Source organism: Pseudofrankia asymbiotica (assembly GCF_001983105.1).
GTDB classification, from domain to species: Bacteria; Actinomycetota; Actinomycetes; order Frankiales; family Frankiaceae; genus Pseudofrankia; species Pseudofrankia asymbiotica.
The window spans coordinates 14,393-34,631 of sequence record NZ_MOMC01000003.1 but is presented as its reverse complement, the minus strand read 5'-3'; the positions used below and the strand labels follow the sequence as shown (position 1 = coordinate 34,631).

General features: G+C 72.0%; 19 protein-coding genes. 10 read left to right on the top strand and 9 right to left on the bottom strand.

Annotation, left to right across the window (positions count from 1 at the left end; all coding sequences use genetic code 11):
• Nucleotides 1–40 precede the first annotated feature (40 nt).
• The 3 genes from sthA to BL253_RS00790 form a co-directional block, all read right to left on the bottom strand.
• Nucleotides 41–1,450 carry a Si-specific NAD(P)(+) transhydrogenase gene (gene sthA / locus BL253_RS00800; protein ID WP_076812440.1) on the bottom strand — a complete coding sequence of 470 codons (1,410 nt, stop codon included), beginning with the start codon at nucleotides 1,448–1,450 and terminating at the stop codon, nucleotides 41–43.
• A 268-nt stretch (nucleotides 1,451–1,718) separates the two neighbouring features.
• Entirely contained in the window at nucleotides 1,719–3,110 is a 1,392-nt protein-coding gene (locus BL253_RS00795; RefSeq protein ID WP_076812436.1) for a class II fumarate hydratase, read from the bottom strand.
• A 264-nt stretch (nucleotides 3,111–3,374) separates the two neighbouring features.
• Nucleotides 3,375–4,334, bottom strand: coding sequence for a 4-hydroxy-3-methylbut-2-enyl diphosphate reductase (locus BL253_RS00790; RefSeq protein WP_076812433.1), 960 nt, complete (start codon nucleotides 4,332–4,334; stop codon nucleotides 3,375–3,377).
• A gap of 302 nt (nucleotides 4,335–4,636) precedes the next feature.
• Between BL253_RS00790 and xseA the strand changes: the two genes are divergently transcribed.
• Nucleotides 4,637–5,965 carry an exodeoxyribonuclease VII large subunit gene (xseA, locus tag BL253_RS00785; protein ID WP_241834395.1) on the top strand — a complete coding sequence of 443 codons (1,329 nt, stop codon included), beginning with the start codon at nucleotides 4,637–4,639 and terminating at the stop codon, nucleotides 5,963–5,965.
• Between the two features lie 142 nt (nucleotides 5,966–6,107).
• On the top strand, nucleotides 6,108–6,362 hold the full coding sequence (locus BL253_RS00780) for an exodeoxyribonuclease VII small subunit (protein WP_076812429.1): 255 nt from the start codon (nucleotides 6,108–6,110) through the stop codon (nucleotides 6,360–6,362).
• 81 nt (nucleotides 6,363–6,443) lie between these two features.
• Here BL253_RS00780 and BL253_RS00775 read toward each other — a convergent pair whose 3' ends face one another.
• Nucleotides 6,444–7,028, bottom strand: a complete 585-nt coding sequence (locus BL253_RS00775) for a DUF4245 domain-containing protein (RefSeq protein WP_076812706.1) — start codon at nucleotides 7,026–7,028, stop codon at nucleotides 6,444–6,446.
• 317 nt (nucleotides 7,029–7,345) lie between these two features.
• Between BL253_RS00775 and glpX the strand changes: the two genes are divergently transcribed.
• Entirely contained in the window at nucleotides 7,346–8,332 is a 987-nt protein-coding gene (gene glpX, locus BL253_RS00770) for a class II fructose-bisphosphatase (RefSeq protein WP_241834408.1), read from the top strand.
• Between the two features lie 107 nt (nucleotides 8,333–8,439).
• On the opposite strand, the gene BL253_RS00765 is transcribed toward glpX, so the two are convergent.
• Both BL253_RS00765 and BL253_RS00760 read right to left on the bottom strand, forming a co-directional pair.
• The gene (locus tag BL253_RS00765; RefSeq protein ID WP_241834394.1) at nucleotides 8,440–8,889 is read right to left on the bottom strand and encodes a DUF6542 domain-containing protein; all 450 of its coding nucleotides are present in this window, start codon (nucleotides 8,887–8,889) and stop codon (nucleotides 8,440–8,442) included.
• Nucleotides 8,890–9,077: 188 nt separating this feature from the next.
• Complete coding sequence (locus BL253_RS00760; RefSeq protein ID WP_076812702.1) at nucleotides 9,078–10,487, bottom strand: DNA recombination protein RmuC; 1,410 nt, start codon at nucleotides 10,485–10,487, stop codon at nucleotides 9,078–9,080.
• A 90-nt stretch (nucleotides 10,488–10,577) separates the two neighbouring features.
• Between BL253_RS00760 and ychF the strand changes: the two genes are divergently transcribed.
• On the top strand, nucleotides 10,578–11,654 hold the full coding sequence (gene ychF, locus BL253_RS00755) for a redox-regulated ATPase YchF (protein ID WP_076812424.1): 1,077 nt from the start codon (nucleotides 10,578–10,580) through the stop codon (nucleotides 11,652–11,654).
• On the opposite strand, the gene BL253_RS00750 is transcribed toward ychF, so the two are convergent.
• The gene (locus BL253_RS00750; protein WP_081437869.1) at nucleotides 11,606–12,889 is read right to left on the bottom strand and encodes a heparan-alpha-glucosaminide N-acetyltransferase domain-containing protein; all 1,284 of its coding nucleotides are present in this window, start codon (nucleotides 12,887–12,889) and stop codon (nucleotides 11,606–11,608) included. The two genes, ychF and BL253_RS00750, sit on opposite strands and share 49 nt — an antisense overlap.
• A gap of 208 nt (nucleotides 12,890–13,097) precedes the next feature.
• Between BL253_RS00750 and BL253_RS00745 the strand changes: the two genes are divergently transcribed.
• The 5 genes from BL253_RS00745 to BL253_RS00725 all read left to right on the top strand — a co-directional run bounded on the left by BL253_RS00745 (nucleotide 13,098) and on the right by BL253_RS00725 (nucleotide 18,651).
• On the top strand, nucleotides 13,098–13,691 hold the full coding sequence (locus tag BL253_RS00745) for a (deoxy)nucleoside triphosphate pyrophosphohydrolase (RefSeq protein WP_081437868.1): 594 nt from the start codon (nucleotides 13,098–13,100) through the stop codon (nucleotides 13,689–13,691).
• Between the two features lie 380 nt (nucleotides 13,692–14,071).
• Nucleotides 14,072–15,964 carry a translational GTPase TypA gene (gene typA, locus BL253_RS00740; protein ID WP_076812694.1) on the top strand — a complete coding sequence of 631 codons (1,893 nt, stop codon included), beginning with the start codon at nucleotides 14,072–14,074 and terminating at the stop codon, nucleotides 15,962–15,964.
• 120 nt (nucleotides 15,965–16,084) lie between these two features.
• Nucleotides 16,085–17,146: a UDP-glucose 4-epimerase GalE gene (galE, locus tag BL253_RS00735; protein ID WP_241834393.1), complete on the top strand. Its 1,062-nt coding sequence runs from the start codon at nucleotides 16,085–16,087 to the stop codon at nucleotides 17,144–17,146.
• On the top strand, nucleotides 17,143–18,057 hold the full coding sequence (gene mshB, locus BL253_RS00730) for an N-acetyl-1-D-myo-inositol-2-amino-2-deoxy-alpha-D-glucopyranoside deacetylase (protein ID WP_076812421.1): 915 nt from the start codon (nucleotides 17,143–17,145) through the stop codon (nucleotides 18,055–18,057). Before galE ends, mshB begins: the two co-directional genes overlap by 4 nt.
• Before the next feature lie 120 nt (nucleotides 18,058–18,177).
• Entirely contained in the window at nucleotides 18,178–18,651 is a 474-nt protein-coding gene (locus tag BL253_RS00725) for a DUF6113 family protein (RefSeq protein WP_241834392.1), read from the top strand.
• Here BL253_RS00725 and BL253_RS00720 read toward each other — a convergent pair.
• Together BL253_RS00720 and BL253_RS00715 are read right to left on the bottom strand one after the other, a co-directional pair.
• Nucleotides 18,648–19,526, bottom strand: a complete 879-nt coding sequence (locus BL253_RS00720) for a transglutaminase family protein (protein ID WP_076812418.1) — start codon at nucleotides 19,524–19,526, stop codon at nucleotides 18,648–18,650. The two genes, BL253_RS00725 and BL253_RS00720, sit on opposite strands and share 4 nt — an antisense overlap.
• A complete protein-coding gene (locus tag BL253_RS00715) occupies nucleotides 19,523–19,795 on the bottom strand; it encodes a putative acetyltransferase (RefSeq protein ID WP_076812415.1) in 273 nt (90 codons plus the stop codon). Before BL253_RS00715 ends, BL253_RS00720 begins: the two co-directional genes overlap by 4 nt.
• 87 nt (nucleotides 19,796–19,882) lie before the next feature.
• Here BL253_RS00715 and fdxA point away from each other — a divergent pair, with 87 nt between their 5' ends.
• A complete protein-coding gene (fdxA, locus tag BL253_RS00710; protein WP_076812412.1) occupies nucleotides 19,883–20,206 on the top strand; it encodes a ferredoxin in 324 nt (107 codons plus the stop codon).
• Nucleotides 20,207–20,239 lie beyond the last annotated feature (33 nt).

Below are 20,239 nucleotides of genomic sequence, written 5' to 3'. Positions count from 1 at the left end.
GGGCTCGAACGGCACGCCGACCCGGCTTCCGGCGACCGCCTCAGCCGCTGAAGCGGGCGACGGCGCGCATCTTGTTCATGGCGTCCAGCGCGGCGACCTTGTAGGACTCGGACAGCGTCGGGTAGTTGAAGACGCTGTCGACGAGGTAGTCGATGCTGCCGCCGCAGCCCATCAGCGTCTGGCCGATGTGCACGATCTCCGTGGCGCCGGTGCCGAAGACGTGGACGCCGAGCAGCTTGTGGTCGTCCGGGCTGACCAGCAGCTTGAGCATGCCGTAGGAGTCGCCGACGATCTGGCCGCGGGCGAGCTCGCGGTAGCGGGCGATGCCGACCTCGAACGGGATCGAGCTCTCCGTCAGCTCGTCCTCGGTCTTCCCCACGTAGGAGATCTCCGGGATCGTGTAGATCCCGATCGGCATCAGGTCGGCACGCAGCGTGTGCACTTCCTCGCCGCACGCCGAGTAGGCGGCAAGCCTGCCCTGCTCCATCGACGTCGCCGCGAGCGCGGGGAAACCGATGACGTCACCGACGGCGTAGATGTGGTCGGCCTCGGTGCGGAAGTCGCTGCCGACCTTGATGCGGCCGCGGCTGTCGGCGGCGAGTCCCGCCGCGTCGAGCGCGAGCGCGTCGGTCAGGCCCTGCCGACCGGCGGAGTACATCACCGTGTCGGCCGGGATCTTCTTGCCGCTTTCCAACAGGGTGAGCGTGCCGCCGTTGTGCCGTTCGACGGAGACGACGGCCTCGCGGAACCGGAACGTCACGGCGAGGTCGCGCAGGTGGTACTTCAGGGCCTCGACGATCTCGAGGTCGCAGAAGTCGAGCATCCGGTCGCGGCGCTCGACGACGGTCACCTTCGTCCCGAGCGCGGCGAACATCGAGGYGTACTCGATACCGATCACGCCCGCGCCGACGACGACCATCGAGCTGGGAATGCGGTCCAGGTTCAGGATCTGGTCGCTGTCGACGACGGTGCGGCCGTCGAAGTCGACGGAGTCCGGCCGCGCCGGCCGCGTGCCGGTGGCGATGATGATCTTGTCGGCCGAGACCCGGCGCACTTCCAGGCCGTCGAGCCCGGTGACCGAGACCGTGTGCGGGTCGAGGAACTTCGCCATCCCGGTCACGACCGTGATGTGGTTACGGGAGAGCTGGCTGCGGATGACGTCGATCTCGCGGCTGATCACATGCTGCGTGCGGGCCGACAGGTCGCCGACGGTGATGTCGTCCTTGACCCGGTAGCTCTGGCCGTACATCTCACGCTGCGAAAGGCCAGTGAGGTAAAGGACCGCCTCGCGCAGTGTCTTCGACGGGATCGTGCCCGTGTTGATGCAGACGCCGCCGATCATGTCGCGCTTGTCGACGATCGCGACGCGCCGGCCGAGCTTCGCGGCGGCGATCGCCGCCTTCTGGCCGCCCGGCCCCGACCCGATGACCAGGACGTCGTAGTCGAACATTCGGGCTCCCCCTCAGCGACCCCGCCCCGGGTCCGTGTCAGCCGGCCCCGCGTGCGTGCGAGCCGAGAGTATCCAGACTGAACGGGAAATACGGCCACACTGTTGGGGTTGTTACCCGCATTTTTCCATCGCGGTTCCGTCGACGACACCAACGGTGGGGAACGGTCAAGCGGCGCCGGGTGGGAAGCGGCCAGGCCGCCTCCCACCCGGGTGGACCAGTCCTCCGCCGGTCCCTGAAAGCCAGGACCGCTGGGAAGTGCTGGGAAGGTTACGGGTGGGTCATGGAGAGGACGTCGAGGGCGGCGTCGAGCTGCTCCAGGGTGAGCTTGCCGGCGTCGACGTAGCCGCGCTCCAGCACGACCTCGCGGATCGTCTTCTCCTCGGCGAGCGACAGCTTGGCGACCTTCGCCGCCTCCTCGTAGCCGATGTACTTGTTCAACGGCGTGACGATCGACGGTGACGACTCGGCATAACGGCGGCAACGCTCGACGTTCGCCTCGACCCCATCGATACAGCGGTCGGCGAACAGCCGGCTGATCGTCGACAGGATGTGAATCGACTCCAGCAGATTGCGGGCGATCACCGGCAGCATCACGTTCAGCTCGAAGTTGCCGGCCGAGCCGCCGAACGCCACGGCCGCGTCGTTGCCGACGACCTGGGCGACCACCTGGCAGACCGCCTCGGGAATGACCGGGTTGACCTTGCCGGGCATGATCGACGAGCCGGGCTGCAGGTCGGGCAGGTGGATCTCGCCGAGGCCGGCACGCGGGCCGGAGGACGCCCAGCGCAGGTCGTTGGAGATCTTGTAGAGCGATAGCGCGATGACCCGCAGCACGCCGGACGCCTCGACGAGGCCGTCCCGGGAGGCCTGGGCCTCGAAGTGGTTGCGCGCCTCGGTCAGCGGCAGTCCGGTGCTCGCCGCGAGCTCGGAGATGACGGTCGCGGAGAAACCGGGCGGGGTGTTGATCCCGGTGCCCACGGCGGTGCCGCCCAGCGGCAGCTCGCCGATCCTCGGCAGCGCCGCGTTCAGCCGCTCGACGCCGAGGCGCACCGCCGCGGCGTAGCCGCCGAACTCCTGGCCCAGGGTGACCGGGGTCGCGTCCATCAGATGCGTGCGCCCGGACTTGACCACATCGGCGAACTGCTCGCTCTTGCGCGACAGCGATGCCGCGAGGTGCTCCAGCGCCGGGATCAGCTCGGTGACGATTCCCTGGGTCGCCGCGACGTGGATCGACGAGGGGAACACGTCGTTCGACGACTGCGAGCAGTTCACGTGGTCGTTCGGGTGCACCGGCCGGCCGAGCCGCTCGGTGGCGAGTGTCGCGAGGACCTCGTTGGTGTTCATGTTCGACGAGGTGCCGCTGCCGGTCTGGAACACGTCCAGCGGGAAGTGGTCGTCCCAGTCGCCACGGGCGACCTCGGTGGCCGCCGAGACGATGGCCTCGGCGATCTCACCGTCGAGCACCCCGAGCTTGGCGTTGACCGTCGCCGCCGCCGCCTTGATCCGAGCGAGGGCCGCGATGTGCGCTCGCGAGATGCGCTGCCCCGAGACCGGGAAGTTCTCGACCGCGCGCTGGGTCTGCGCCCGCCACTTCGCGCTGGCCGGGACCCGCACATCCCCCATGCTGTCGTGCTCGATCCGGTACTCCTGCTCGGTCATGCCGCTCGGTGCTCCTCGTCCTCAGCCGGCCGCCGCCGTTCGACCGCCACGATGCGCGGGTAGGCGACGCGGGTACCTCTCGCAGGCTAACGAGTCCCGCCGGGACAGGGTCAGGAGATGTGGCCACGATCGTCGCCGGGACCAACATCCGGTACCAGCCAACATCCGGTACCAACGACGCAGGGCCGCCTGGCTATCGCGCAGTGGCGACAGGCCAGGCGGCCCTGCGTACGGGTCGTTGTGGAGCGGGTGTGGTGTCGGGCCTTACCGGGCAGCGCGCTCCTTGGTGCGCATGTCGCGGCGAAGMTCCGGCGGGAGGGCGAACAGGAGGTGCTCCTCGGTGGAGGTGACCTCGTCGACGTCGTTGTAGCCGCGCTCGGCGAGCCAGGTCATCAGCTCGGTGACGAGCTCCTCCGGCACCGAGGCGCCGCTGGTGACGCCGACGGTCTCCACACCGTCGAGCCACTCAGCCTGTACCTGCTCGCTGTTGTCGACGAGGTACGCGGCCGGCGCGCCAGCGTCGAGCGCGACCTCGACCAGGCGGACCGAGTTCGACGAGTTCGGCGAGCCGACGACCAGGATCAGGTCGACCGCCTGAGCGATCTCCTTGACCGCCACCTGGCGGTTCTGGGTCGCGTAGCAGATGTCCGAGTTCGGCGGGCCCGTCAGGTGCGGGAACCGCTCGCGCAGCGCCTCGACCGTCTCCATGGTCTCGTCGACCGAGAGCGTCGTCTGGGAGAGGTAGGCGACCCGCTTGGGGTCACGCACCGCCACCCCGGCGGCGTCCTCCGGCCCGTCCACCAGGTGGATCCGGTCCGGCGCCTGGCCCGTCGTGCCCACGACCTCCTCATGGCCCTCATGGCCGATGAGCASGATGTCGTAGTCGTCACTGGCGAACCGGCGCGCCTCGTGGTGAACCTTGGTCACCAGTGGGYACGTGGCGTCGATCGTGCGGAGCTTTCGCTCCGACGCCTCCTCGTGCACGGTGGGTGCTACCCCGTGCGCGGAGAACACGACGGTAGCGCCGTGCGGCACCTCTTCCGTCTCCTCAACGAAGACCGCGCCCTTCGCCTCCAACGTCTTGACGACGTGAGCGTTGTGCACGATCTGCTTACGCACGTATACCGGAACGCCGTACAACTCCAGTGCCTTCTCCACGGTCTGAACCGCTCGATCGACACCGGCGCAGTAGCCGCGCGGCTTGGCCAGCAGGACCCGCCCCATGTCTCGGCAGTCTACGCGGCACGGGCCCGACGGGAAGACCGGCTGCCGGTGCGTCACGCGTTGACGGCATCCGTCCCGCTCGCGGCTTCTCCCTGTCGTGCCTGGTCAGCGGCCTGGACCGCGAAGAGTTCCGGATAGGGGTGTCGGCCGGTCGACGGCGCGTCGTGCCACGGCGGGCCGGGAGTGTGATGAGCGCGGCATACCCGGCAACACGCCGCCACCATGTCGAAAACCGTGCTGAGGCCGCGCGCCGGCGGGCCCAGGGCCGGGACCTGCCCGTCGGTATGTCCTACCGTGCGGGCGTGGCGTTGACATCGAGCCCCGAACAGCCGCTGCCGGTGCGGACGGTGTCCCGCGCGCTCGGCGAGTGGATCAGCAGGCTCGGCCGCGTCTGGGTCGAGGGGCAGGTGACCCAGATCTCGCGGCGGCCTGGGATGAACAAGGTGTTCCTGACTCTGCGCGACCCGGTCGCGGACGTCTCGCTGCAGGTGACCTGCACGCGGGCGGTGTGCGACGCCGTGGGGCCGGCGCTGGTCGACGGCGCGCGGGTGGTGGTGTGGGGCAGGCCGTCCTTCTACGCCGGGCGGGGCACGCTGTCGCTCGACGTCTTCGAGATCAGGCCGGTCGGGGTGGGCGCGCTGCTCGCCCGGCTGGAGGCGCTGCGCCAGGTGCTCGCGGCGGAGGGGCTGTTCGCCGCCTCCCGCAAGCGCCGGCTCCCGTTCCTGCCGACGGCGGTCGGGCTGATCACCGGCCGGGCGAGCGCCGCCGAGCGCGACGTCGTGGAGAACGCCCGGCGTCGCTGGCCCGCGGTGCGGATCGTCACCCGCGAGGTCGCCGTGCAGGGACCGCTCGCCGCCGGCCAGGTCATCGACGCCCTGCGCGAGCTCGACGCCGACCGGGAGGTGCAGGTCATCGTGATCGCCCGGGGCGGTGGCTCGCTGGAGGACCTGCTGCCGTTCTCCGACGAGGCGCTGGTGCGCGCGGTCGCCGCGGCATTCACCCCCGTGGTGTCCGCCATCGGGCACGAGCAGGACAGCCCGCTGCTCGACTACGTMGCCGACGTGCGCGCCTCCACCCCGACGGATGCCGCCAAGCGGGTGGTGCCCGACGTCGCGGAGCAGGCGGCGATCGTCGCGCAGCTGCGCGCCCGCGCCCGCAGGGTGGTCGAACAGCGGGTCGAGCGGGAACGCCGCGCGCTCGCCGACCTGCGCGGCCGGCCGGTGCTCGCCGCGCCGCACCGGGAGCTGGACCGGCGGGCGCAGGACGTGGACGCGCTCGCCCGGCGGGCGCGCCGCTGCGTGACGCACGCCGTCGACGTCGCGGGCCGCGATCTCACCCACGCCACCGCCCGGCTGCGTGCCCTCTCCCCGGCGGCGACCCTCGATCGCGGCTACGCGCTCGTACAGGACGCGGCGGGGGGCGCGATCGTCCGGGACCCGGTGGCGCTCACCTCGGACCAGGCGCTGCGGATCCGGGTCGCCGGGGGGTCGTTCGGAGCGGTCGTCACCGACCTGGCCACGGGCGGCGACGTGGCCCCGGCGTCCTCGGCGCGGGGGGCGACGGTGCCGGGCCCCGCGCCGGCGCCGCCCCCTCCACGGGAAATGGACCCGGCGCCGGACCCCGTTCCCTGACCCGGCCAGCCAGCAGCGGGTCAGCCGACCCGCTGATGCGCCGGACTACCGGCCGGCTGGCGGCCGCCGGCCGGCACCCGCCGACTCACACCCAGGAACCCCGCCGACTCACACCCAGGAACACAGACTTGAGGAGCTCCGCTTGACCGAGCCGAACACAGAGCAGACCGCCGCGCGGCCTGGCGGGCCCGCCGGCGGCGGACCCACGTTCGAGGACTCCCGCGCGGAGCTGGAGGACGTCGTACGCAGGCTGGAGGCGGGCGGGGTCACCCTCGAGGAGTCGCTCGCCCTCTGGGAACGCGGCGAGGAGCTGGCCAGGACCTGCCAGGCCCTCCTCGAGGGCGCCAGGGCCCGCATCGCCGCCGCCGAGCCCGCGCCTGGCCCGGGCCGCTCGTAACTCTGACGGCGGCGGACTCTGACGGCGGAGGCCTTCCGCGAGCCGGCGGGCGCGGTCCGGGGCGGTCTGGAGCCGGGGCGGTCAGGAGGCCGCCGTAGCGACCGGGCGCACAGAGGCGGCGAGCGCGGCGAGGTCCTCAAGGCTCGCGCCGCCGGAGCCGTCACCGTCGTCGATGATCACGGTGGAGCCGCCGGCCGGGCGCGTGAGCGCCAGATGGCCGTCGTCGTCGCGGCGTTCGTCCCAGGTCTCGCCCTCGATCGCGCGATGCCCCGTCACCGGGCGGTTGCCGAGCAGGCGTTGGACGGCATCCGGCGCGTTGCTCACCTCGTAACGAGCGAACGTCCGGTGGTCCTTGCGGTCGACGACGTAGCCGATGGTCAGCACCGCGAGATCGTTGTCGTCGCCCTGAACCGCCCCGGGGGCCTGGACCCGCAGTGAGGTGGGCTTCCACAGGTCCTGGGCCAGGCCAGACGGCGCGAGCACCGGGTATGGGGCCTGCCGGGCGAACGAGGTGACCGACACGGCCGCGTTGTCGACGACCTTGACCGCCTGCTCGTCGTCGCCGCGTGGAAGGACGAAGAAGACGAAGGCGAAGACGCCCGCCATCACGACGGCGAGCGAGAGCGCCATGTCCCGAATGGTCTCCTGACCACGCTTGCGTGCCACGCTCCCATGATGCTGGTCGGCCCGGCGGCCGACGATCGGGGGAGCGTGGCGCGCGACACTCTCCCGCCGCGCAACCTTCCGGGTGAGCAAGGCGTCGGACGGTGCGCGTGGGCGGCCGCCGTGCGGAGGGGGCATGACGGCCGCCCGCGCCCGTTCTCGCGCCGTACCCACTCGGTCGGTCGCCGCGCCGGGCGCCACCAGGCGCCGCGCCTCGCGGCGGGATCGGACGGCGGTCACAACCGCGGGCGGCGACGGAGCCCGCGAACTAGTCTTCTGCTGTGGCACATGACAGCAGCGCAGTCCCCGAACCGCTTGCCGTGCAGGGCCAGGCACCCGATCGCAACCTGGCGCTAGAACTCGTCCGGGTGACCGAGGCCGCCGCGCTGGCCGCCGCGCGCTGGGTGGGCCGCGGCGACAAGAACGGGGCCGACGGCGCCGCCGTCGACGCGATGCGCAGGCTTGTCGGCACCGTCTCCATGCGTGGCGTGGTCGTCATCGGGGAGGGCGAGAAGGACGAGGCCCCGATGCTGTTCAACGGCGAGCAGGTCGGCTCGGGCGAGGGCGCGGAGTGTGACGTCGCCGTCGACCCGGTGGACGGCACGACGCTGACGTCCAAGGGCATGAACAACGCCGTCTCGGTGATGGCCGTCAGTGAGCGCGGCACGATGTACGACGCGAGCGTCTGCTTCTACATGGACAAGCTCGTGACCGGCCCGGAGGCCGCCGCCGTCGTCGACATCACCGCCTCCGTCGAGGACAACATCCGCGCGGTGGCGAAGGCCAAGGGCATCCTCCCCCGCGACGTCACCGTCGTCGTGCTCGACCGGCCGCGGCACGCCCAGCTGGTCGACGAGATCCGCGCGACGGGCGCGCGCGTCAAGCTGATCTCGGACGGCGACGTCGCCGGCGCCGTGATGGCCGCCTCCTCGGACACCGGTATCGACCTGTTGCTCGGGGTCGGCGGCACGCCGGAGGGGATCATCGCCGCCTGCGCGGTGACCTGCCTCGGCGGCGTGATCCAGGCCCGTCTCTGGCCGCGCGACGACGACGAGCGGCGCAAGGTCGAGGAAGCGGGCAGGGACACGTCCCGGGTGCTGACCACCCTCGACCTGGTCAACAGCGACAACGTCTTCTTCGTCGCCACGGGTATCACCGACGGCGAGCTGCTCGCCGGGGTGCGCTACCGGCCGGGCGGCGCGAGCACGTCGTCGCTCGTCATGCGCTCGCGCAGCGGCACCATCCGCCGCGTCGACAGCCAGCACCAGCTCACCAAGCTGCAGGCCTACTCGACGGTTCCCTTCTAAGCCCTCGACGGTTCCCTTCCAAGCCGCCGCGCGGAGGCGCGCGGACGGCGAAGGCGCGGGCCAAGCGGACGGAGGCGGAGTCGCTGCCCGCCTGGCCCGGACGAGCGTCAGGGGCGGGCGTCGCGGCGCGTTCGGCTGGCCGCCAGGGCGCGGGCACGCTCACGGCGTGCCACCGTCGCCCGGCGGGCGCGGACCAGCGCGATGCTGACCACCAGCAGCTCGGCGATCAGGAGGCTCGGCGCCCGAAGGATCAGTTCGGAACCGATGTCGATGGCCTTCGTCTTGAGCCCGCCGTCGCTGCCGGTCGCCGGATGCAGGAAACCGACTCCGGCGGTGATCACCGCGTAGACCAGCGGCGGCATGATGACGACTCCCACCAGGTCGTCCACATGCGTGCGCAGCGTGCTCGCGGCGCAGGCCGAGACGAACAGGACGCCGAAGATCCAGCCGAGATGCCCGAAGACGGCCACGTCGGCGGCCGCGCCCACCGCACCGATGATCAGCACAGCCAGCGACGCGCCGAAGGCCGTGAGCCCCCGACGGTTGTCGCTGATCACCGTCGTCGGTTGCAGGGTCGAGCGACGCCGTCCCGTGGGTGGACGGTCGACCGGTCCGCGCGGCCGGTCGGGACGACCGCGGGAGCCGGCGGGTTGCCGGTCGGGCAGACTCACGTGGGCAAGGTACCGCCCCAGGTTTAAGAATGCGTCAGCACGATAGGTCGCGGGTGTACCGAGCACCGGCCATTTCAACCCTCCGTGGGGGCTCCGGTACCGGGTGAAGCCGTCTGGGTGGCCGCGGCGCCGGCGGTGTCGGCCATCGTCGCGAAGGGTGCCGACGACACCAGCTCCAGCCCCTCGAGTCCCAGCTCTCCGAGCGGTTCCGGCCCATCGGGCTCGGGCAGGAACTCGGCGGCCGTCAGCGGGCGGACGCCCACCTCCACGGGCTTGGGGCTGGCCAGCTCCTCCTCGACGACCTCCAGCCCGGCCAGTCGGCGAGCCGACACCAGCACCCGGCCCTCCAGCGACCCGACGGCCGCGTTGTAGTCCTTCACCGCCCGCCCCAGCGACGTGCCGAGCCTGTCGACGTGCTCACCGAGAGTCCCGAGCCGGGCGTACAGCTCGCGGCCGAGTTCGTAGACCTCCTTGGCCCGGGTGGTCAGCGCGTCCTGCGTCCAGGCGTAGGCGACCGTGCGCAGCAGCGCGATGAGCGTCGTCGGCGTGGCGAGCACGACACCCTTGCCGGCGGCGTACTCCAGCAGGCCCGGGTCGTGGTCGAGCGCGGGTGCGAGGAAGGCCTCGGCCGGGACGAACAGCACGACGAACTCCGGCGAGTCCATCCGGCGCCAGTAGGCCTTCGAGGCCAGCTGGTCCACATGCGTGCGCAGGTGCCTGGCGTGCGCGGCCAGCCGCTCGGCCCGCACCGCGTCCTCGGTCGCCTCGGCCGCCTCGAGGAACGCGGCCATGGGGACCTTGGAGTCGACAACGATGCTGCGCCCGCCGACCAGATGGACGACCATGTCCGGCCGCTGGATCGCCTCTCCCTCGTCACCGGTGACGGTGTGCTGCTCCGTGAAGTCGCAGCGGGCCAGCATGCCGGCGACCTCGGCGACGCGGCGCAGCTGCAGCTCGCCCCAGGCGCCGCGGGCCTGCGGCTTGCGCAGCGCGGTCACCAGCTGCGCGGTCTGGGTGCGCAGCGCGTCGGAGGCCTCGCGGGTGGCCCGCACCTGCTCGACGAGCGTGGCGTAGGCGTCGGTGCGGGCGGCCTCCAGCTCGCGCAGCCGTTCCTCCATCCGCGCGAGCGTCTCGCGCAGCGGCGTGACCAGGTTCTCCACGGCGACGCGCCGCATGTCGAGGTCGCCACGCGCGCGGGTGCCGGCCTCGTCGAAGCGGGCGGCGGCCAGGTCCAGGAACTGCCGACTGGCTCCCTCCAGCGCCCGCGAGGACAGCGCCTGGAACGTCTCGGCCAGGCGCCGCTGGCTCTGCTCGACGAGGGCGACGCGCTCGCCGGCCGACCTGCGCTCGTAGTCCAGCGCGGTCCGCAGGCCGGCGACGTCGGCCTCCGCTCGCTGCCCCCCGGCCTGCCGGCCGACGAGGTAGCCTCCCGCCGCGCCGACCACCAGGCAGACCAGCGCGAGCAGCACCCCCGACGCGTCCATGACCACACCCAACCATCCCGGTCCGACAACATCCGGGCGGGGCGGGAAGCGCCCCGTTCAAGCCCCGCGTCGATCCGTAAACTCGGCGGCATGGGTCTGTCGATCGGCATCGTCGGGCTGCCCAACGTCGGGAAGTCGACGCTGTTCAACGCGTTGACCCGTAACGACGTGCTGGCCGCCAACTACCCCTTCGCGACGATCGAGCCGAACGTCGGGGTCGTCGGCGTGCCCGACCCCCGGCTCGAGCGGCTCGCCAAGCTGTACAGCAGCCAGCGGATCGTGCCGGCCACCGTCAGCTTCGTCGACATCGCCGGCCTGGTGCGCGGTGCGTCCGAAGGGCAGGGCCTCGGCAACAAGTTCCTCGCCAACATCCGCGAGTCGGACGCCGTCTGCCAGGTGGTGCGGGTGTTCTCCGACCCGGACGTGGTCCACGTCGAAGGCCGGGTCGACCCGGCGGACGACATCGCCACCATCAACACCGAGCTGATCCTCGCCGACCTGCAGACCATCGACAACCGGCTGCCCAGGCTCACGAAGGAAGCCAAGCTCGACAAGACCAAGCAGGCGATGCTCGCCGCCGTGGAGGCGGCGAGGGCGGTCCTCGACGAGGGCCGGCCCCTGTCGGCCGAGCCGTCGATCGACCGCGCGCTGCTGCGTGAGCTCTTCCTGCTCACCGCGAAGCCGTTCCTCTACGTCTTCAACGTCGACGAGGACGTCCTCGCCGACGAGGCGAGGCACAAGGAGCTCGCGAATCTCGTCGCGCCCGCCGACGCCGTCGTGCTGTGCGCCAAGGTCGAGGCGGAGCTGCTGGAGCTGCCCGAGGACGACGCCGCCGAGCTGTTGGCGTCGCTGGGGCAGAGCGAGAGCGGCCTGACGGCGCTGGCCAGGATCGGCTTTCACACCCTCGGCCTGCAGACCTACCTGACCGCCGGCCCCAAGGAGGCCCGCGCCTGGACCATCAGGAAGGGCGACACGGCTCCCGAGGCCGCGGGCGTCATCCACAGCGACTTCCAGCGCGGCTTCATCAAGGCCGAGATCGTCTCCTTCGGCGACCTGATGGCCGGGGGTTCCATGGCCGCGGCCCGAGCCGCCGGCAAGGTCCGCATGGAGGGCAAGGACTACGTCATGGCCGACGGCGACGTGGTGGACTTCCGCTTCAACGTCTGACAAGGCCCAGATCCAGGCCGGCCTTGTGTCGCTCGGCGGGTCAGGGCCGAGATGACCGCCTCCAGCGGGCCTCGGCGGGCGGTCAGGCGCCAGAGGGACGCGAGCAGCAGCATGGGGATGATCTGCTGGAGATAGGACCAGGCGTAGCTGTCCTCGTTCGGGAGCTCGATCGAGAGCGACAGGGCGTGCAGGGTGTACCAGGTCAGCGTCATCGAGCCCACCGCGGCCAGCGGCCAGATCACGACCGCCGCGGCGGCGCCGAGCCGGGCGACGAGCAGGGCGGCGMCGAGCAGTGCCAGGGCCGTGCCGGTGGTGTGCAGCAGATCGAGTGGCGCCGACGTGTGCGGGGTGTCGACGGCGAGCCACCACCAGGACTGCGTGGGCGTGCTGCCATACAGCCCGCCCTCGAGCAGGGACGGGATCTCGCTGGGCGCGATCGGGCCGACCCCCGGCAGGACCGAACTGGTGGCCAGCAGCGCGTCGCGCCCGCCGAGCGGGCCGAGCAGCAGCCACGACAGCGCCGAGGCCGCCACCGCCACCGCCGCGCCGACGCCGAGCAGCAGGCCGGCGACCCGCGTCCGGCGCAGGTCGAGCCGGCCGACGAACATGCCGACGCACAGGTAGCCGATCCAGGCCAGCGCGGGGTAGTAGCCGGTCAGCAGGATCGTCAGGGCGAGCCGCCACGGCGAGACGAGCAGATCGTCGAAGGACGGGTTGCTCATCAGTGGGTCGGGCAGATGCGGGCGGACGAGCTGGCTCAGTACCGGCTCGACGAGGAGCGCGCTCACCGCGACCACGGCGAGCACCCAGCGGGGAGCCCGCAGCAGTGGCAGCGCCAGCGCGAAGAACACCGCGTAGTACGGCAGGATCACCGCGACCAGCGTGCTCGTCAGGCCGAGCGCCAGGCCGATGGCGCCGATGCACACCGCTCGGGTGAGGGTCGAGGTACGCGGGTGGGCGGCCCGGGCGGTGACCAGCGTGAGCGCCACGCCGGCGAGCACGGCGAACGCCGCGGCGGCCCTCCCGGCCGCGACCAGGTGCGCCGCCGTCAGCCGGCCCTGCTCGTCGAACGGCGGTATGACGTGCGTCGCGACCATTCCCAGCAGCGCCGCGCCGCGCGCCGCGTCCACCCCGACGATCCGCCCTCGGGCCGGGCCCAGGGCCCCGTCCCCGGCCGCGTCCGGCGCCGGCCGTTCCACCACGGCATGACCCGGCCGTCGCGACAGGTCCGACATGCCAACACCTTCTCAGCCCGCCATCCGCGATGACCACCGACCGCTCCGATGAGGTCGCGAGCGCGGCGACATCGGGGCCACCGCCCCTGAACAACCGGTGATCGCCGGGCGCCGCCTGACTGCGACCGTCGCCGTGGTTGGTTCATTGGTCCGGTTGGGCGAGGGTCGCTACCCGTGGTGCCCCGGCGATCTGGGAAAGTCACCAGGTATGGAACCCGAGCTGGATGCCGGCTCCGCGCCGGGCACCGCGCCGAGCGGTGGGCTCCAGACGCGCCACGCCGGGGCCGGGCGGTCGGCGCGAGGCGACGCGCCTGTCCCGACCGCCCCGGTTCCGACGGCCCCGGTGACCGGCGCGGCCTCTGGTCCCGTGGACGTCCGTGCGGGCCGCGGGCGACTGGTGGTGGCGGTCGCGCTGCTGGACGGCCAGCGCCGGGTGCTGGCCGCGCGGCGGACGTCGCCGCCGGCCTACGCCGGGATGTGGGAGTTCCCCGGCGGCAAGGTCGAGCCGGGGGAGGACGAGCTGGCGGCGCTGGAGCGCGAGTGCCGCGAGGAGCTCGACGTCCAGATCGAGGCTGGCCCGGTGCTCGGCCAGGTCGAGCTCGCGAGCCCCGGCTGGCGGCTGCGCGTGTGGTTCGGCCGGATCCGTTCCGGTACACCGCGCGCGGTGGAGGGCGGGGAGCTGCGCTGGCTGTCCGTCCCGGAGCTGGGGGACGTCAGCTGGCTGCCCGCCGATCTGCCGCTCGTCGATGCCCTGCGCCGCCGTCTCCTCGAACCGGAGCCGTTGGTCTTCCCGGCCGTCTGACCCGCCGCGTGACCCCGCCCGTGATCCACCGTCTGACCGGTCAGCCAGGCCGGTGATCGGCGGGATCCGCCGCGCGCGCGGCCGCGCGGGGCTGTTCCGCGCGGGGCCGTGCGTCGTACTGTTGCTGAAATCTCGTCGGCGGATGGGTGTCCAGGCTCTCGCGTGGCGTAATGCCCCCGCGCGAGTCCGTACCATGGAACGGACGCCCGCGGTCGGACTATCTGGATCCGCCCGGGCTGTCGGCACGCCTGGCGGGCGCCGGACTGACGGACCATGACACGACGGACCGTGGTCGCGCGCCACCGTCATCGGATCCGGGCGTTCCTCGTAACGATCATCTCGGGGTCGAGCACCCCCTGTCCGCCCCGGAGCCCACCACCGTGCTGACCAGCACCGAGCCCACCAGCGCCGAGTTCACTGGCGCCGTCCGCGGCCGCACCGACCTGCGCAACATCGCGATCATCGCCCACGTCGACCATGGCAAGACGACCCTGGTCGACGCGATGCTGCGCCAGTCCGGCGCCTTCAGCGCGCATGCGAGCGAGGACCTCACCGACCGGGTCATGGACTCGATGGACCTGGAGCGCGAGAAGGGCATCACGATCCTCGCGAAGAACACCGCGGTCCGTTACGGCGACACCACGATCAACATCATCGACACCCCGGGCCACGCCGACTTCGGCGGCGAGGTCGAGCGGGGCCTGGCGATGGTGGACGGTGTGCTGCTGCTCGTGGACGCGAGCGAGGGCCCGCTGCCGCAGACCCGGTTCGTGCTGCGCAAGGCGCTCGCCGCCCGGCTGCCGGTGATCCTCGTCATCAACAAGGTCGACCGTTCCGACGCCCGGATCGCCGAGGTCGTGGACGAGACCTACGAGCTGTTCCTCGACCTCGAGGCCGACGAGGAGCAGATCGAGTTCCCGATCATCTACTGCAACGCCAAGGCCGGCCGGGCGTCGACGAGCCGTCCCGCCGACGGTGACAGCCCGGACTCCCCGGACCTCAAGCCGCTGTTCGAACTGCTGCTGGAGACCATCCCGGAGCCGACCTACGTCGAGGGCGCGCCGCTGCAGGCGCTGGTCACCAACCTGGACGCGTCGCCCTACCTCGGCCGGCTCGCGCTGTGCCGGGTGCACAACGGGACGATCCGCCGCGGCCAGCAGGTGATGCTCTGCCGCGCCGACGGGACCCAGGAGCGGGTCAAGGTCAGCGAGATGCTGATGACCCAGGCGCTCGAGCGTTCCCCCGCCGAGGAGGCCGGCCCGGGCGACATCATCGCCATCGCCGGCATCCCGGACATCACCATCGGCGAGACGCTGGCCGACCCGGAGGACCCGCGCCCCCTGCCGGTCATCACCGTCGACGAGCCGTCGATCAGCATGACCGTCGGCGTGAACACCTCGCCGCTGGCGGGCAAGTCCGGCAAGAAGCTCACCGCCCGGCTGGTCAAGGCGCGCCTGGACGCGGAGCTCGTGGGCAACGTGTCGATCAAGGTGCTGCCGACGGAGCGCCCGGACACCTGGGAGGTGCAGGGCCGCGGCGAGCTGCAGCTCGCCGTCCTGGTCGAGCTGATGCGCCGGGAGGACTTCGAGCTCACCGTCGGCAAGCCGCAGGTCGTCACCCGCGTCGTCGACGGCAAGCTGCACGAGCCGGTCGAGCGGCTCACGATCGACGCGCCCGAGGAGTTCCTCGGCACCCTCACCCAGCTGCTGGCCCTGCGTAAGGGCCGACTCGAGCAGATGATCAACCACGGGACCGGCTGGATCCGGCTGGAGTACCTGGTGCCCGCGCGTGGCCTGATCGGCTTCCGCACCGAGTTCCTCACGGAGACCCGGGGCACCGGTCTGCTGCACCACGTCTTCGAGGGCTACGAGCCCTGGTTCGGCGAGCTGCGCACCCGGGCGACCGGCTCGATGGTCGCCGACCGCACCGGCCCGACGACCGCCTACGCCCTGTTCAACCTGCAGGAGCGCGGCACGATGTTCGTCCCCCCGATGACCGACGTCTACGAGGGCATGATCGTCGGCGAGAACTCCCGGGCGGACGACATGGACGTCAACCCGACCAAGGAGAAGAAGCTCACCAACATGCGCTCGTCGACCGGCGACGAGCTGGTCCGGCTGACCCCGCACCGCCAGCTCACGCTGGAGCAGGCGCTGGAGTTCTGCCGCGAGGACGAGTGCGTCGAGGTCACCCCGGCGACGGTCAGGATCCGCAAGGTCGCGCTCGCCGCCCAGGACCGCGAGAAGCTCCGCTCCCGTCGCCGCGCCGGCTAACCCGGTCCCGGATCGACACCCCAGCCCCGGAAGGATGGGGTGTCGCATCCGGTCGGTACGGTCGGGACGGAGAATCGACGCCGTCTGGCGCGCGAGGACGCGGCCGGACCGAGGAGACGGGTGGTCCTGCCTGTGGGCGCGACGCCAGGCGAGACGGTGCTGGTGACGGGGGCGGCCGGGTTCATCGGGTCGCACACGTGTGTGGACCTGCTGACGGCCGGCTACCGGGTGATCGGGGTCGACAACTTCGTCAACAGCTCGCCGCGGGCCCTGGACCGGATCCGAGAGGTCGCGGCCGGTGCGGCCGACAGGCTGGAGTTCGCCGAAGGGGACGTCCGCGACGTCGCCACGCTCGGCAAGGTGTTCGCCACGACACCGGTCGCGGCGGTCGTCCACTTCGCCGCGCGCAAGGCGGTCGGTGAGTCGGTGACAATGCCGGTCGAGTACTACGACACGAACATCAACGCGACGCTGCGCCTCGTCGAGGTGATGCGCGAGCATGGCACCCGTCGGCTGGTCTTCTCCTCGTCCTGCTCGATCCACGGCGACGTCGACGTCCTTCCGATCCAGGAGGACGCACCCGCCCGGCCCACGAACCCGTACTCGCGCACCAAGTGGATGTGCGAGCAGATCCTGGCCGACCTGTGCGCCGCCGAGCCGGGCTGGCACGTCATGGCGCTGCGCTACTTCAACCCGGTCGGCGCCCACCCGTCCGGGCTGCTCGGCGAGGACCCGCGCGGGATCCCGAACAACCTGATGCCCTACCTGCAGCAGGTCGCCGTCGGGCGGCGGGAGTACCTGTCGGTCTTCGGCGACGACTACCCGACTCCGGACGGCACCGGCGTGCGCGACTACATCCACGTCATGGACCTCGCCGAAGGCCACCGGGCGGCGCTCGAGCACATCGGCGACGCCGCGGGCTTCCGGGCCGTCAACCTCGGCACCGGTACCGGGACGTCGGTGCGGCAGCTGCTGGACGCGTTCAGCGCCGCCTGCGGACGGCCACTGCCGCACCGGGTGGTCCCTCGGCGCGCCGGTGACGTGGCCGAGCTCGTCGCCGACCCCACGCACGCCACCGCCGCGCTCGGCTGGCGCACCCGCCGCGGCCTCGACGAGATGTGCCGGGACGCCTGGGAGTTCCAACGGCGTAATCCTGGCGGCTACGACGGGGCCGGCGCGTGAGCGAGGCGCCGGGCACCGGGCCGGTGGGAACGCCGCCGCGCCGGGTGCTGTTCGTCCACGCCCACCCGGACGACGAGGTGATCGGTACCGGGATCACGATCGCCGCGTACGCCGCGCGCCCCGACACCCATGTGACGTTGGTCACCTGCACCCTCGGTGAGCTCGGGGAGGTGCTCGCCCCCGACCTGGTGAACCTGCGCAGCGACCTTGACGACCAGCTCGGCGGCTACCGGATCGGCGAGCTGGAGCGGGCCTGCGCCGCCCTGGGCCTGTCGGACCACCGGTTTCTCGGCGGCGCCGGCCGGTTCCGCGACAGCGGGATGATGGGCACTCCCGGCAACGACGACCCGCGCTGCCTCTGGCAGGCGGACCTCACCGAGGCGACCGTCGAACTGGTCAGGATCGTGCGGGAGGTGCGCCCACAGGTGCTGGTCAGCTACGACGCCAACGGCGCCTACGGCCATCCCGACCACATCCGGGCGCATCAGATCACGGTCGCCGCGTTCACCGCCGCGGCCGATTCGACCTTCGCCCCGGAGACGGGGGCGCCGTGGGCGCCGTCGAAGCTGTACGAGACGGCGATACCGAAGTCGTTCGTGYAACGCGGCGTCGAGCACTTCGCCCAGGACGAGAACAGTCCGTTCCACGGCGCGGTCAGCGCCGACGACATCCCGATGGGCGTGCCGGACGAGCAGATCACGACCAGGGTCGAGGCGCCGGAGTTCCTCGAGGCCAAGCTCGCGGCGATGCGGGCGCACCGGACCCAGATCGCCGTCGACGGGTTCTTCTTCGCGCTGGCCGACGGCGTCGGCCGGGAGGCGTTCGGGATCGACTACTACGTCCTCACCCGGGGCACCCCGGCGGCCGCCGTCAGCCAGGAGACCGATCTGTTCGCAGGCCTCGACCTGTAGCCGCGCCGTCGCCTCGCGCTCCAACGCGCCCGGGGGCGGGCCCGGGTGCCTCGGCGCTACTGTCGACGTATGCCTCGTCCCAGCCCAGGTCCGCGCCAACCGACGCCTGGTGGTCCCGGCGTGGGTGGTACGGGCGGTCTGGCCGACTCGGTGGCGGCGAGGGTGACGGGGCTGGGCAGCCTGTCGGTCGCCGAGCCCAAGGAGCCATCCCGGCTCTTCCTCGGCGGCGCCTACGCGTTCGGCCTGCTCGCGGGCGTCATCCTGGGTGTCTACGGGGTGGCGGCCGTGCCCGCCGGCCCGCGGCTGGGGGACACGCTGCTCTCCCTCGGCCTGCTGCTCGTCGTCGTTGGCAACGTCGGCGTCCCGATGCTGGTGCGCTGGTGGACGGGGACCCGGCTCGGCGCGTGCATCATGCTGGTCGGCTGGACGCCTGTCGTGCTCGCGCTCGGCTCGTCCCGTGGCGAGGGTGACCTGATGCTGCGGTCCTCGTCCACCGCCTACCTTTTTCTGGCCTTCGGCGTGCTGGCGCCCATCCTGGTGGCCGTCGTGAGCCCCAGCCGCCGCGGCCTGACCGGCTTCCCCCTCCCGCGTTAGTTGAGGCGGGCGCGGGCGGAGATGGCGGCGGAGCGGGCAGCCGCCGCGGCGGCGGGCTCGGCGACCTCGACCGCGTCGGCGAAGGTGACCAGGTCGATCGCGCCGCGCAGGAAGTCACCGCGACGGATCAGCAGCTCGCCGCGCTCACGGCGCAGGCTCGCCGGGTGGTGGGGGAGCAGCAGGGACAGCTCGACGGCCCACAGCCGGGTGGCGGTGGCGTCGGAGCGGGCGGCCAGTACCCGGATGTTGCCGAGCACCCGGGCGAGCAGGTCCTCGGAGCTCATCGGCGCGAGCTGGGCGCGGCTGAACGGAACCCCCGCCGCCCGGACCCGGGCCGCCGCGTCGTGGACGGTGATCCGCCGGCCGCCGGTGAACGGGTCGACGAGCACGTACTCCCGCGGAGTGCCGAGGGCGACCACCATGTGACCGGGCAGCCCGACCGGGTAGGCCGGCACGCCGAGCCGCGAGGCGACCTCCAGCCAGATGACCGAGAGCGTGATCGGCAGGCCGTGCCGGCGGCGCAGCACCGCCGGCAGCAGCGAGGCCCGCAGGTCGTCGTAGTCGCTCTCCCGGCCGGCGAACCCGGCGTGCAGGCCGAGCGACTCGTGCAGCGCCTCGGCGGCGTCGATCGGGTCCTGCCCGGCCGGCGGCTCCTGCGCACAGGCGCCGGGGGTGGCGCCGGCGGCCGTGGCACGGCTGGTCTTGGCCGCGAGCACCGGACGTGCCTCGTCCGCGAGCCGGTCCAGCGCGCCGGGAACGTCGGCGGCCTCCGCGTCCGGCTCGACCTCGGCCGCGATCAGCTGACAGGCGAGCGCGAGATCGATCGGTGTCTGTCGCACGACATCGGCGAACTGGGCTCGGCTGCGGGCGCTCATCGGTCGGCCTCCACATCCTGGACGTCCGGATCCTGTCGCTGACCGCGCTGTGCTCCCCTTATGGGGGGCGGGGGAATGACCTTGGCCGCGATGAGATCACCCTCCGGAATGCTGATGATCTCGCCGTTTGCGTGCTCGATGGTCAAGACCCCGGCTGTCCATGCCTGGAGGGTTCCGATAACGTCCGTCAGCGGCACCGGCCCCGCGATGCGGCGCCGGATCACGACCCGCGCGCCGATGTCGGCCCGAGTGATGCGGACGACATACACGATTGGCGAACGCCCTTGTTGTCGACACGGAACCGTCGAGGTCGATACTAAGGAATCAGWCGCCCGTGAGCCGAGGAGGAACATCCGGTGACCTACGTCATCGCCGAGCCCTGTGTCGATGTCAAGGACAGGGCTTGCATCGAGGAGTGYCCGGTCGACTGCATCTACGAAGGCGGTCGGATGCTCTACATCCAGCCTGACGAGTGCGTCGACTGTGGTGCATGCGAGCCAGTCTGCCCGGTAGAGGCCATCTACTACGAAGACGATGTGCCCGAGCAGTGGAAGCCGTACACCGACACCAACGCGAGCTTCTTCGAGGAACTGGGCTCGCCAGGTGGCGCGTCGAAGGTCGGCGCTCTGGACTTCGACCCGCCTGCCGTCGCCGCCCTGGCGCCGCAGGGCGAGCACTGACCAGCCCAGCGGGTACGCCGGGGTCARCTCGGG